The following is a 13,678-nucleotide window of genomic DNA, read 5'->3' as shown; positions in this document are numbered from 1 at the left end:
TTGAACTGACGCCTTCGCGAGCAAGCCCGCTCCCACACTTGGAATGCATTCAAATGTGGGAGCGGGCTTGCTCGCGAATGGGCATGGCACAATTTCCGACCACAGTCGTCGGAATTGGTCAAAATTTGTGCTATATTCCGCGCCCGCGAAATTCAATGAAAGCCAACACCGGTTATCGACATGCAAGCAGCCAAGCCGTTATTTGACTATCCAAAGTACTGGGCCGAATGTTTCGGGCCAGCGCCATTCCTGCCGATGAGCAGGGAGGAGATGGATCAGCTCGGCTGGGATTCCTGCGACATCATCATCGTCACCGGTGATGCCTACGTCGATCACCCGTCGTTCGGCATGGCGATCATCGGCCGGCTGCTGGAGTCCCAGGGCTTCCGCGTCGGGATCATCGCCCAGCCGAACTGGCAGTCCAAAGACGACTTCATGAAGCTCGGCGAGCCGAACCTGTTCTTCGGCGTCGCGGCCGGCAACATGGACTCGATGATCAACCGCTACACCGCGGACAAGAAAATCCGTTCCGACGACGCCTATACCCCCGGTGGCATGGCCGGTAAACGTCCGGATCGCGCGAGCCTGGTCTACAGCCAGCGCTGCAAGGAAGCCTACAAACATGTGCCGATCGTCCTCGGCGGCATCGAAGCTTCCCTGCGCCGCATCGCCCACTACGACTACTGGCAGGATCGCGTGCGCAACTCGATCCTGATCGACGCCAGCGCCGACATTCTGCTGTACGGCAACGCCGAGCGCGCCATCGTCGAAGTGGCCCAGCGTCTGTCCTACGGGCACAAGATCGAAGACATCACCGACGTGCGCGGCACCGCGTTCATCCGTCGTGACACGCCGCAGGGCTGGTACGAAGTCGACTCCACGCGTATCGACCGTCCGGGCAAGGTCGACAAGATCATCAACCCGTACGTCAACACCCAGGACACCCAGGCTTGCGCCATCGAGCAAGAGAAGGGCCCGGTGGATGATCCCGAGGAAGCCAAGGTCGTACAGATCCTGGCCAGCCCGCGCATGACTCGCGACAAGACCGTGATCCGCCTGCCGTCGATGGAAAAGGTGCGTAACGACCCGGTTCTGTACGCCCACGCCAACCGCGTGCTGCACCTGGAAACTAACCCGGGCAACGCCCGCGCGCTGGTGCAGAAACATGGCGAGATCGACGTCTGGTTCAACCCGCCGCCGATTCCGATGACCACTGAAGAAATGGACTACGTGTTCGGCATGCCTTACGCACGGGTTCCGCACCCGGCGTACGGCAAGGAGAAGATTCCGGCCTACGACATGATCCGTTTCTCGGTGAACATCATGCGCGGCTGCTTCGGCGGTTGCACCTTCTGCTCGATCACCGAGCACGAAGGCCGGATCATCCAGAACCGATCCGAAGAGTCGATCATTCGCGAAATCGAAGAGATCCGCGACAAGGTTCCGGGCTTCACCGGTGTCATCTCCGACCTTGGCGGCCCGACCGCAAACATGTACCGCATCGCCTGCAAGAGCCCGGAAATCGAATCCGCGTGCCGCAAGCCGTCCTGCGTATTCCCGGGCATCTGCCCGAACCTGAACACCGACCACTCGTCGCTGATTCAGCTGTACCGCAGCGCCCGTGCCTTGCCGGGTGTGAAGAAGATCCTGATCGCCTCCGGCCTGCGTTACGACCTCGCGGTCGAGTCGCCGGAGTACGTCAAAGAGCTGGTGACCCACCACGTCGGCGGTTACCTGAAGATCGCCCCGGAGCACACCGAGGAAGGTCCGCTCAACCAGATGATGAAACCGGGCATTGGCAGCTATGACAAGTTCAAGCGCATGTTCGAGAAGTACACCAAGGAAGCAGGCAAAGAGCAGTACCTGATCCCGTACTTCATCGCCGCGCACCCGGGCACCACCGACGAAGACATGATGAACCTGGCGCTGTGGCTCAAGGGCAACGGCTTCCGTGCCGACCAGGTGCAGGCGTTCTATCCGTCGCCGATGGCCACCGCAACCGCGATGTACCACTCGGGCAAGAACCCGCTGCGCAAGGTCACCTACAAAAGCGACGGCGTGACCATCGTCAAGAGCGAAGAGCAGCGCCGCCTGCACAAGGCGTTCTTGCGTTATCACGACCCGAAAGGCTGGCCGATGCTGCGCGAAGCGCTGATCCGCATGGGCCGTGGTGATCTGATCGGTCCGGGCAAGGATCAGTTGATTCCGCTGCATCAACCGGCTACCGACAGCTATCAGAGCGCCCGTCGCAAGAACTCGACGCCGGCCGGCAGCCACAAGGTCGCGAAAGAGAAGACCACCAAGATTCTCACCCAGCACAACGGCCTGCCGCCGCGTGCCAGCGACGGTGGCAATCCTTGGGACAAGCGTGAACAGGCCAAGGCTGCGGCATTCGCCCGCAACCAGCAGGCGGCCAAGGAGCGCAAGGAAGCGGCCAAGGGCAAGGGGCCGAAACCGGCTCGCAAGCCCGTCGTACCGCGCTAAATCGCTTTTTGTTTCAACAGAACGCCAACCTTCGGGTTGGCGTTTTGCATTTCAGGTTTCAGGAAATGCGCTGAATCGACTGGCCCCTTCGCGAGCAAGCCCGCTCCCACAGTTGGAATGCGGTCTCCTGTGGGAGCGGGCTTGCTCGCGAAGGCGTCATCTCAGGCGCCGCATCTACCACCGCCGCCACATTTAGGCGCAACTTCCTCAAACCATTTCCCCGCATCGCCCGATTTTGGTGCTGTACTGCCCTGAGCATTCCGGGAAAGCGCCCAAGCCTCTGCATGGCATAAGTCTTGCGCGCTTTCGAATACGCTTAGGCTCGCAGGAGGCACGCCGTGTCGATTCATGTCGCATTGCATCACGTCACGCATTACCGCTACGACCGCGCTGTCGAACTCGGCCCGCAGATCGTACGCCTGCGTCCGGCCGCCCACAGCCGCACGCGGATTCTTTCGTATGCGCTGAAGGTCTCGCCCGAGCAGCATTTCATCAACTGGCAGCAAGACCCGCAGGGCAACTACCTCGCGCGTCTAGTGTTCCCCGAGAAAACCGACGAGTTGCGCATCGAAGTCGATCTGCTGGCCGAGATGGCGGTGTTCAACCCGTTCGACTTCTTCCTCGAACCCTACGCCGAGAAAATCCCCTTCACTTACACGGCCGATGAGCGCAAAGAGCTGGCGCCGTACCTCGAAACCTTGCCGCTGACCCCGGCATTCAAAGCCTATCTGGACGGGATCGACCGTACGCCGCTGCCCGCCGTGGATTTCCTGGTGATGCTCAACCAGCGCCTCAGCGAAGACATTCGCTACCTGATTCGCATGGAACCGGGTGTGCAAACCCCTGAACACACCCTCGAGCATGCCTCCGGCTCCTGCCGCGACTCGGCGTGGCTGCTGGTGCAACTGCTGCGCAACCTCGGGCTGGCCGCGCGGTTCGTTTCCGGTTACCTGATTCAACTGACCGCCGACGTGAAGAGTCTCGACGGCCCGTCCGGCACCGAAGTGGACTTCACCGACCTGCACGCCTGGTGCGAGGTGTACTTGCCGGGCGCCGGCTGGATCGGCCTGGATGCTACGTCCGGATTGTTCGCCGGCGAAGGGCATATCCCGCTGGCCTGCAGCCCCGATCCATCCTCAGCCGCGCCGATCAGTGGTCTGGTCGAGCCGTGCGAATGCCAGTTCAGCCACGAAATGTCGGTGGAGCGGATCTGGGAAGCGCCACGGGTCACCAAACCCTATACCGATGAGCAGTGGCTGGCGATTCAGGCGCTGGGCCGGCAGATCGATGCCGACTTGCTGGAAGGCGATGTGCGCCTGACCATGGGCGGCGAGCCGACCTTCGTCTCCATCGACGACCCCGATGGCGCCGAGTGGAACACCGCCGCGCTGGGCCCGGACAAGCGCCGCCTCTCCGCCGAACTGTTCCAGCGCATGCGCCAGCACTATGCGCCGAGAGGTCTGGTGCATTTCGGTCAGGGCAAGTGGTACCCGGGCGAGCAATTGCCGCGCTGGTCGCTCAACTGCTATTGGCGCCGCGATGGCGTGCCGATCTGGCACAACAGCGCGCTGATCGCCGATGAGCAGCAGGACTACGGCGCCGATGGCGAACTGGCGGGACGCTTTCTCGCGAGTGTTGCCGAACGCCTGAAACTGCCTGCTCGTTTCGTGTTTCCAGCCTACGAAGACAATTTTTATTACCTCTGGCGTGAGGGCGCATTGCCGAGCAACGTCAGCGCTGAAGACTCGCGTCTTGAAGAACCGCTGGAGCGTGCGCGTCTGCGCAAGGTTTTCGCGCAGGGCCTGGATAAAGTGATCGGCCAGGTGCTGCCGCTGGCCCGCACCGCCAAGGGTGATCAATGGCAGAGCGGGCGCTGGTATCTGCGCGACGAGCATTGCCGACTGGTGCCGGGGGATTCGCCGTTGGGTTATCGCTTGCCACTCGGCTCGCAGCCGTGGGTGAAGGCCGCCGAGTATCCGTTCATTCATCCCAACGATCCGAATCAGGACTTTCCCGAGCTGCCGGACACCGCGCAGCTCAACAGTCATGCCGAACCCGCCGCAGCCGCCGAACGTGCGCCGAAAATCGACGAGTCCGCCGACTGGCTGACCCGCACCGCCTTCTGCGCCGAGGCCCGCGAAGGGCGTCTGTATCTGTTCATGCCGCCGCTGGAGCGGGTCGAGGACTATCTGGAACTGGTAGCGGCCATCGAAGCCACCGCCGAAGAGCTGCATTGCCCGGTGCTGCTGGAAGGTTACGAGCCGCCGAGCGATCCGCGCCTGAGCAACTTCCGCATCACCCCGGACCCGGGCGTGATCGAGGTCAACGTGCAGCCGTCCGCGACTTGGGACGAACTGGTCGAACGCACCGAGTTTCTCTATGAACAGGCGCGGCAAACCCGCCTGACCACCGAAAAATTCATGATCGACGGGCGCCACACCGGCACCGGCGGCGGCAACCATTTCGTCCTCGGTGGCGCGACCCCGGCGGACTCACCGTTCCTGCGTCGCCCGGATCTGCTACGCAGCCTGATCAGCTACTGGCACAACCATCCGTCACTGTCCTACCTGTTTTCCGGCTTGTTCATCGGCCCGACCTCGCAGGCGCCACGGGTCGATGAAGCGCGCAACGACGCCCTGTACGAACTGGAAATCGCCTTCGCGCAGATGCCTGAACCGGGCGAAGCGTGCGCGCCGTGGCTGGTGGATCGCCTGCTGCGCAATTTGCTGATCGACGTCACCGGCAACACTCACCGCGCCGAGTTCTGCATCGACAAACTGTATTCGCCGGATGGCGCTACCGGGCGTCTGGGCCTGCTGGAGCTGCGCGCCTTCGAAATGCCGCCGCATGCGCGGATGAGCCTGGCTCAGCAGTTGTTGCTGCGGGCGCTGGTTGCGCGGTTCTGGCGCGAGCCATATGCGCCGCCGAAACTGGCGCGCTGGGGCACCGAGCTGCACGACCGCTTCATGCTGCCGCACTTTATCGAGCAGGATTTCGCCGACGTCATCGTCGAACTGAACAACGCCGGTTATCCGTTGCGCGCCGAATGGTTTGCCGCGCATCTGGAGTTCCGTTTTCCCAAGGTCGGCGATTACGCGGTCAGCGGCATCGAGATGGAGCTGCGCCAGGCGCTGGAACCTTGGCATGTGCTGGGCGAGGAGGGTACGGCGGGCGGCACGGTGCGTTATGTCGATTCGTCGCTGGAGCGTTTGCAGATCAAGCTCAGCGGCTTGCCGCCGCAGCGCTATCTGCTGACCTGCAACGGCATTCCGCTGCCGCTGCAACCGACCGGGCGCATCGGTGAGTTCGTCGCCGGCGTGCGCTTTCGGGCCTGGCAACCGGCCAACTGCCTGCAACCGACCATCCCGGTGCACGCGCCGCTGGTGTTCGACCTGCTCGACACCTGGATGCAGCGTTCACTGGGCGGTTGCCAGTACCACGTGGCGCACCCGGGCGGGCGCAATTACGAGACGTTACCGGTCAATGCCAACGAAGCGGAGAGCCGGCGCATGGCGCGGTTTTTCCGCATCGGACACACGCCGGGGAAACTTCCGATACCGAACCTGACAATCTCCGACGAGTTGCCGATGACGCTCGATTTGCGACGTTTCTAAGTCCTGCACGACATGCGGATTTTTCGTATATCCGCACGTCATGTGCCTGCGTTAGTCTGACCGTTCCCTGCTGTCTGCCGAGCTTTCCATGCCTGACCTGCTAGACCGCTACCCGCTGACCGCGGGCACTTATCACGAACTGCTGAATGACAGCGGGGAAGTGCGCCCGCATTGGCGGCGGCTGTTCGATCAATTGCAGCGCAGCACCCCGGGGCAACTGGTGCAGCGGCAGGCGTTGCTGGCCCGGCAGATTCAGGAAAACGGCGTGACCTACAACGTCTATGCCGATCCCAAGGGCGCTGACCGCCCGTGGGAGCTGGACCTGCTGCCGCACGTGATCGCTGCTGATGAGTGGCAGCAACTGTCGGCGGGGATTGCCCAGCGAGCACGCTTGCTCAATGCGGTACTGGCCGATCTGTATGGGCCACAGCGGCTGATCAGCGAAGGGTTGTTACCGGCGGAGCTGGTGTTCGGCCACAACAATTTTCTCTGGCCCTGTCAGGGCATCGCGCCACCGGAAGATGCCTTTCTGCATCTGTACGCCGTGGACCTGGCGCGCACGCCGGACGGGCGCTGGTGGGTCACGGCGGATCGTACTCAGGCGCCGTCGGGCGCGGGGTATGCGCTGGAAAATCGCACCATCGTTTCGCGGGCGTTTCCCGAGTTGTACCGCGATCTGAAAGTGCAGCACCTGGCCGGCTTCTTCCGCACCCTGCAGGAAACCCTCGCGCGTCAGGCGCCGTGTGCCGATGACGCGCCGCTGGTGGTGTTGCTCACGCCAGGGCGCTTCAACGAAAGTTACTTCGAACACCTTTATCTGGCACGCCAGCTCGGTTATCCGCTGGTGGAGGGCGGCGACCTCACCGTGCGCGATGCCACGGTGTACCTGAAAACCCTCAGCGGTCTGCGCCGGGTGCACGCAATCATGCGCCGGCTCGACGATGACTTCTGCGACCCGCTGGAGCTGCGCACCGACTCGGCACTCGGGGTGCCTGGCTTGCTGGAAGCGGTGCGTCAGGGCCGGGTGCTGGTGGCCAATGCGTTGGGCAGCGGCGTGCTGGAGTCGCCGGGATTGCTTGGATTTCTGCCGAAGATCAATCAGTACCTGTTCGGCGAAGAACTGCTGTTGCCGTCCATCGCTACATGGTGGTGCGGCGAGGCGCCGGTGCTGGCGCAGGCGTTGGAAAAGCTTCCCGAGCTGCTGATCAAACCGGCATTCCCCTCGCAAAGCTTCGCCCCGGTATTCGGCCGCGATCTGAGCGAACAACAGCGCCAGGCACTCGCCGAGCGGATGCAGGCGCGGCCATACGCGTATGTCGCGCAAGAGTTGGCGCAGCTGTCCCAGGCGCCGATCTGGCAGGCCGAAGACGGCCAACTGCAACCGCGAGCGATCGGCATGCGCGTGTACGCGGTGGCCAGTGGTGACGGCTATCGCGTATTGCCCGGTGGGCTGACCCGGGTCGCCGCCGAGGCCGATGCCGAAGTGGTGTCGATGCAGCGCGGTGGCGCGAGCAAGGACACCTGGGTGTTGGGCGAGCGTGCGCCCAGCGGCGAACAGTGGAAAACCCAGCGCAACGTCGGCGTACACGATCTGGTGCGCCGCGACCCTTACCTGCCCTCGCGGGTGGTGGAGAACCTGTTCTGGTTCGGTCGTTACTGCGAGCGTTGTGACGACAGTGCGCGACTGCTGCGGATCATGCTCGCGCGGTATGTCGATGGCGATGATCCGCAAGCCTTGCAGGCCGCAGTGGAGTTGGGCGAGCGTCTGATGTTGCTGCCGGAGGAGGGTGAGTTGCCGGAGCGGTTGCTGGCGGCGCTGCTCGGCGAGGACTGGTCGTTCAGTCTGCGCTCCAACCTGCAGCGCCTGCAGTGGGCGGCCTCGCAGGTGCGCGGCAAGCTTTCACGGGAAAACTGGCAGGCGTTGGTCGAGTTGCAGCGCGAGGCAATGGAGCTGGACACCGAAGAGCCGGATTTCGGTGAGTTGCTGGATTTCCTCAACCGGCTGGTGATGTCGCTGGCGGCGCTCTCGGGATTCGCGCTCGACGACATGACCCGCGACGAAGGCTGGCGCTTTCTGATGATCGGCCGGCGCATCGAGCGTTTGCAGTTTCTCAGCAGCAGTCTGGCGGCGTTTCTGCGCGGCGCCGGGGCGTTCGATCAGGCGGGGCTGGAATGGCTGCTGGAGCTGGGCAACAGCAGCATCACCTACCGTTCGCGGTATCTGGCGGTGGCGCAGTTGATTCCGGTGCTCGACCTGTTGCTGCTGGATGAGCAGAACCCGCACGCCGTGTTGTTCCAGTTGAAACTGGTGACCCGCACGCTCAAGCGATTGAATGACGATTTCGGTGTGCCTCGCGAGGCCGGATTGCCGCAATTGGTCGAGCGTCTGGCGCGGTTCGATCTGGGCTGTCTGGAGAACCCGCTGTTCGGGGAAAACAGCGTGCGTGCCGCGCTCGGTGGTCTGGCGGATCTGCTGCAAGAGATTGCCGAGGCCAGCGGTCAGGTGTCCGATCGTCTGGCGCTGCGCCACTTTGCCCATGTCGATGATGTCAGCCAGCGCACGGTGTCCGTCTGATGAGCGCGCACTACCAGATCTTCCACGACACCTGTTACCACTACGACAGCCCGGTGTCGCTGGCGCAGCAACTCGCGCACCTGTGGCCGCGTGAGTGCACGTGGCAACGCTGCACCGAGCAGCAATTGCTGATCAGCCCGGACCCGACCACGCGGCGGGATGAACTGGATGTGTTCGGCAATCCGCTGACCCGACTGGCCTTCGAGCGCCCGCATGACGAGTTGCAGGTCAACGCCCGGCTCACGGTTGAGGTGCTGGCGCGGCCACTGGCGGATTTCAGTCTGTCCCCGGCGTGGGAGCAGACGCGCAACGCGCTGACCTACAGCAGTCAGCCGTTGTCCGCCGAAATGCTGGAGGCTTGTCGCTATCGGTTTCAATCACCCTACGTGCATTTGAAACGCAGCTTCGTCGAGTTTTCCGAAAGCTGTTTTCCTCCAGGCAGGCCCTTGTTGCTGGGCGTGCAGGCCTTGATGCAGAAAATTTTCAGCGAATTCACCTTCGATGCCGAGGCCACGCAAGTGGCGACGCCGCTGGTCGAGGTGCTCGAGCGCCGGCGTGGCGTGTGTCAGGACTTCGCGCATCTGATGCTCGCTTGCGTGCGCTCGCGAGGACTGGCAGCGCGCTACATCAGTGGCTATCTGCTGACCCAGCCGCCACCGGGGCAGCCACGGCTGATCGGCGCCGATGCGTCGCATGCCTGGGTGTCGGTGTTCTGTCCGGTATTGGGCTGGGTGGATTTCGATCCGACCAACAACGTGCAGCCGGCGCTGGAGCACATCACCCTGGCCTGGGGCCGGGATTTTTCCGATGTGTCGCCGTTGCGGGGGGTGATTCTGGGGGGCGGTTCGCATGATCCGGAAGTGCGGGTCACGGTGATGCCATTGGAATAACACAGCAACCCATGTGGGAGCGGGCTTGCTCGCGAAGGCGGTGTGTCAGTTACATCAATGTTAAAGGTGAAGACGCCTTCGCGAGCAAGCCCGCTCCCACAGGAAGCCGTATCGTGTTCGGAAAACGGGGAGGGTGTGGGGGCCAGCGGCTGAACCGCCAGCCCCGTCACAAATCCGCAGGGTCTGACTCGATCATCAAACCCGGTGGGGCTCAGGCGTCAGGCGCCTGGTCTTTCGGTGCATCAACATCAACATCGTCATCAGTCGCCACTTCACCGTCAGGGTTTAGTGCCGCTTCTTCAGCCTGCTGTTTCTTGCGCTGAAGCTTTTCCTCTTTCTTCTTTTCCTTTTCCAGGTCTCGTTGACGTTTGGCGAAGGAGTAATTGGGTTTGGCCATGGGCGATCCTCTGGGGTCGAAGGTGAGGTTGAGCGGCGCGTATTCTGCCCTGTATCGGTGCCCGGCGGTTAGCCGGGTTTTTGGTCGACCCACTTGGGCGTGACGGTCGGCTTCCAGTTATCCAGGGCGTCGAGCAGCGATTGTGCTGATTCGCTCACTTGCAGCATGTCACGGTGTGGGGCGCGAACGAAGCCTTCGCCGACGATATGGTCAAGAAAAGCGGTGAGTTTGCTGTAAAAACCGTTCACCTCAAGCAGCCCCAGCGGTTTGCCGTGGTAGCCGAGCTGGCCCCAGGTCCAGACTTCGAACAGCTCTTCCAGCGTGCCGAGACCGCCGGGTAACGCGATGAACGCATCGCTCAGTTCAGCCATGCGGGCCTTGCGCGCGTGCATGCCATCGACGACTTCGAGACGGGTCAGGCTTTTGTGGCCGATCTCCTTGTCCATCAGACTTTGCGGAATGATCCCGATCACTTCGCCGCCAGCGGCCAGTGCGGCGTCCGCCACCAGGCCCATCAGGCCCACGGCACCGCCACCGTAAACCAGCGTCAGTTGGCGCTCGGCGAGTGCCCGGCCAAGGGCTTGGGCGGCTTCGGTGTAAGCCGGATCAGTGCCGGCGTTGGCACCGCAAAATACACAAACGGATTTGAGAGACATGCCTTCCTCCTGGGTCAATCCGTCACAGGGTAATGGCTGGCACGCCTTGATCCAAGGACTAAGCTTCGCGTTCTGGCGATTCAAAGGTACCGCTGGCGCCACAGGCGTAGGCGGCGAGCAAACTGCACAACAGACCGTTAAAGAACATGATCGGTACTCCGTTTCAGTAGATGCGCCGATCATAGGCCCGGCCCGGGATTATCGCCGGTAGATTGTTTCGATGAGTGTCATAGCCTGAAAGTTGTATACAATTTTTGACTCAAGTCATAGGAACTTGCGAAGATTTCAGGCAGTCTTTCCACCATTAGTGTTTTTGTTAACCCTGCCTTGGAGATTCACCATGTTTTCCAAAGTTGTTGCGGTATCCCTGCTGGCGCTGGCCAGCAGCCAATTGATGGCTGCCGAGTGCAAAACCACCGTTGATTCCACCGACCAGATGTCCTTCAACACCAAGGAGATCGTGATCGACAAGAGCTGCAAGACCTTCACCGTCGAACTGACCCACTCCGGCAGCCTGCCGAAGAACGTCATGGGCCATAACCTGGTGGTCAGCAAAACCGCTGACATGCAGCCGATCGCCACCGACGGCCTGGCCGCTGGCATCGACAAGAACTACCTGAAAGACGGTGACGAGCGCGTTATTGCCCACACCAAGATCATCGGTGCCGGCGAGAAAGACACGCTGACCATTGATGTATCGAAGCTGACCGCTGGTACTGACTACGGCTTCTTCTGCTCCTTCCCGGGCCACATCTCGATGATGAAAGGCACCATTGCTGTGAAGTAAGCAGGCTCACCGCGTTATCGTTCTTCGCGAGCAAGCCCGCTCCCACAGGGTTTGTGTCGGTCACACATTTTGTGAACAACCGGGACACTGTGGGAGCGGGCTTGCTCGCGAAGAGGCCATCAGCATCGACAGGTGAACTGGCCAAAGAAAAGCCCGCTGAGGATCGCTCCTCAGCGGGCTTTTTCATTCGGTCGCCGATCAAGGCGCGAACGGCATGACCCGCTTGTGATGGGTCTTGTTGTAGGTGCTGACGATGATGTCGAACGCTTCCTGACGCACCGGCTCGCCGTGCAGGAAGGCGTCGATCTCGGCGTAGGTCACGCCGTGGGAGGCTTCGTCCGGTTTGCCCGGCGACAGGTCTTCCAGATCCGCGGTCGGCACTTTTTCCACCAGCGATTCCGGTGCGCCGAAGCTGCGGGCAATCGCCCGGACCTGGTTTTTCACCAGGCCGCTGAGCGGGGCCAGGTCGCAGGCGCCGTCACCGAACTTGGTGAAGAAGCCCATCACCGCTTCCGCCGCGTGGTCGGTGCCGATCACCAGACCGTGCGCGGCGCCGGCGATGGTGTACTGGGCGACCATGCGCATCCGCGCCTTGGTGTTGCCGAGCACAAAATCCACCGACACCGCATGTTTGCCTTCGAACGCCGCCACTTCCTTGGCCAGGGATTTGACCGCCGGGCCGATGTTCACCGTGTGGCGTTCGTCCGGAGCGATGAAGTCCACCGACGCCTGGGCGTCGTGCTCGTCGAACTGGGTTTCGTACGGCAGGCGCACGGCAATGAACTTGTAGGCGTCGTCGCCGGTGCGCTCGCGCAGTTCACGCATGGCGCGCTGGGCCAGCAGGCCGGCGGTCAGCGAGTCGACGCCGCCGCTGATGCCCAACACCAGGGTCTTGAGGCCGGAATTGACCAGGCAATCCTGGATAAAGGTGATGCGCCGGGCGACTTCCGCTTCGAGGGCCTGATGCCCGGCGAATGGCGGTTGCACCTTGAGCTGTTCAGCAATCTCACGCTGTACGGCTTGCATGAATTCACTCCTTGCTAGATAGACTGGAATCGGCAGGAACCTGGAACACATGTCGCAAATAGGCGACGAAATTCGGGTCTTTGCAGTGGGTCTTGCCGGGCTCGTCGGAGATCTTCGCCACCGGCTGGCCGTTGCAGGCGGTCATTTTAAGCACGATGCTCATCGGTTCGACACCCGGAATGTCACAGGTCAGGTTGGTGCCGATGCCAAAGCTGACGTTGATCCGCCCGTGCAGCGCGCGGAAGATCTCCAGCGACTTGGGCAGGGTCAGGCTGTCGGAGAACACCAGGGTCTTGCTCATCGGGTCGATGCCGAGCTTGTGGTAGTGGGCGATGCACTTTTCACCCCACTGCACCGGATCCCCGGAATCGTGGCGCAGACCGTCGAAGAGCTTGGCGAAGAACAGGTCGAAATCGCCGAGGAAGGCGTCGGTGGTGATGCAATCGGTGAGAGCAATCCCCAGCAGGCCACGGTATTCGCGCACCCAGCAGTCGAGGGCGGCGATCTGGCTGTCGATCAAGCGTGGGCCGAGTTGTTGGTGGGCCATGATCCATTCATGGGCCATGGTGCCCAGCGGTTTCATGTCCAGCTCGCGAGACAGGTGAACGTTGCTGGTGCCGACAAAGCGCCCGGGGAAATCGTGCTTGAGCACGTTGACCACTTCTTCCTGCACGCGATACGAAAAGCGTCGGCGGGTGCCGAAGTCGGCGACCTGCAATTGCGCCAGTTCGTCGGCCGAGGCGTTGGCGCTCAGCCAGTCGAACTTGCGATACAGCTGTTCGCGCGCCTGTACCAGTTCGATTTCCCGGTAGCGATAGCGGTTGCGCACTTCGCTGACGATCGCCAGCAGCGGTACTTCGTAGAGAATCACGTGCAGCCACGGACCGCGCAGACGGATGAACAGTTCGCCGTTCTCGATTCCGGTGTGCAGGTAGCGCAGGTTGAAGCGGAACAGGCCGAGAAAGCGCAGGAAATCCGGCTTGAGGAAGGTGATGCGCTCGAGAAAACTCAACTGGTCGGCGCTCAGGCTCAGTTCGGCCAGACGCTCGATCTGGTAACGAATCTCGGCCAGATACGGCCGCAGATCCTCACTGTTACGGCAACGAAACTCCCATTCGACTTCGACGTTGGGGTAGTTGTGCAGCACCGCCTGCATCATCGTCAGTTTGTAGAAGTCGGTGTCGAGCAGGTTCTGCACGATGCGATCGGCAAACACACTCTCGCTCATAAACGGGGTCTCCAGGTACAC

9 protein-coding genes are annotated in these 13,678 nt (G+C 62.0%); 5 read left to right on the top strand and 4 right to left on the bottom strand.

What is annotated here, in order from left to right:
* Positions 1–180: 180 nt before the first annotated feature.
* The 4 genes from J1G18_RS04315 to J1G18_RS04300 all read left to right on the top strand — a co-directional run bounded on the left by J1G18_RS04315 (position 181) and on the right by J1G18_RS04300 (position 9,563).
* Positions 181–2,484 (top strand): YgiQ family radical SAM protein, encoded by a 2,304-nt coding sequence (locus J1G18_RS04315; RefSeq protein ID WP_007967456.1) that lies wholly within the window; start codon positions 181–183, stop codon positions 2,482–2,484.
* A gap of 338 nt (positions 2,485–2,822) precedes the next feature.
* Positions 2,823–6,098: a DUF2126 domain-containing protein gene (locus J1G18_RS04310; protein WP_223007146.1), complete on the top strand. Its 3,276-nt coding sequence runs from the start codon at positions 2,823–2,825 to the stop codon at positions 6,096–6,098.
* An 88-nt stretch (positions 6,099–6,186) separates the two neighbouring features.
* Positions 6,187–8,673 carry a circularly permuted type 2 ATP-grasp protein gene (locus J1G18_RS04305; protein WP_223007145.1) on the top strand — a complete coding sequence of 829 codons (2,487 nt, stop codon included), beginning with the start codon at positions 6,187–6,189 and terminating at the stop codon, positions 8,671–8,673.
* Positions 8,673–9,563: a transglutaminase N-terminal domain-containing protein gene (locus J1G18_RS04300; RefSeq protein ID WP_098966948.1), complete on the top strand. Its 891-nt coding sequence runs from the start codon at positions 8,673–8,675 to the stop codon at positions 9,561–9,563. The genes J1G18_RS04305 and J1G18_RS04300 overlap by 1 nt, the downstream gene beginning before the upstream one ends.
* 211 nt (positions 9,564–9,774) lie before the next feature.
* On the opposite strand, the gene J1G18_RS04295 is transcribed toward J1G18_RS04300, so the two are convergent.
* Both J1G18_RS04295 and J1G18_RS04290 read right to left on the bottom strand, forming a co-directional pair.
* The gene (locus J1G18_RS04295; protein WP_007967464.1) at positions 9,775–9,960 is read right to left on the bottom strand and encodes a hypothetical protein; all 186 of its coding nucleotides are present in this window, start codon (positions 9,958–9,960) and stop codon (positions 9,775–9,777) included.
* 68 nt (positions 9,961–10,028) lie between these two features.
* Positions 10,029–10,616, bottom strand: a complete 588-nt coding sequence (locus J1G18_RS04290; RefSeq protein WP_223007144.1) for a TIGR00730 family Rossman fold protein — start codon at positions 10,614–10,616, stop codon at positions 10,029–10,031.
* A gap of 340 nt (positions 10,617–10,956) precedes the next feature.
* On the opposite strand from J1G18_RS04290, the gene azu reads away from it, so the two are divergent.
* Positions 10,957–11,403 (top strand): azurin, encoded by a 447-nt coding sequence (azu, locus tag J1G18_RS04285; protein WP_098966950.1) that lies wholly within the window; start codon positions 10,957–10,959, stop codon positions 11,401–11,403.
* Between the two features lie 198 nt (positions 11,404–11,601).
* On the opposite strand, the gene nadE is transcribed toward azu, so the two are convergent.
* Both nadE and pncB read right to left on the bottom strand, forming a co-directional pair.
* A complete protein-coding gene (gene nadE / locus J1G18_RS04280; RefSeq protein ID WP_098966951.1) occupies positions 11,602–12,429 on the bottom strand; it encodes an ammonia-dependent NAD(+) synthetase in 828 nt (275 codons plus the stop codon).
* A gap of 4 nt (positions 12,430–12,433) precedes the next feature.
* Complete coding sequence (gene pncB, locus J1G18_RS04275) at positions 12,434–13,657, bottom strand: nicotinate phosphoribosyltransferase (RefSeq protein ID WP_003221154.1); 1,224 nt, start codon at positions 13,655–13,657, stop codon at positions 12,434–12,436.
* Positions 13,658–13,678 lie beyond the last annotated feature (21 nt).

The sequence above is a fragment of the Pseudomonas sp. MIS38 genome (genome assembly GCF_019891575.1).
GTDB lineage: Bacteria > Pseudomonadota > Gammaproteobacteria > Pseudomonadales > Pseudomonadaceae > Aquipseudomonas > Aquipseudomonas putida_A.
The sequence above is the reverse complement of the archived record's forward strand: the minus strand, read 5'-3'. Positions and strand labels throughout refer to the sequence as shown.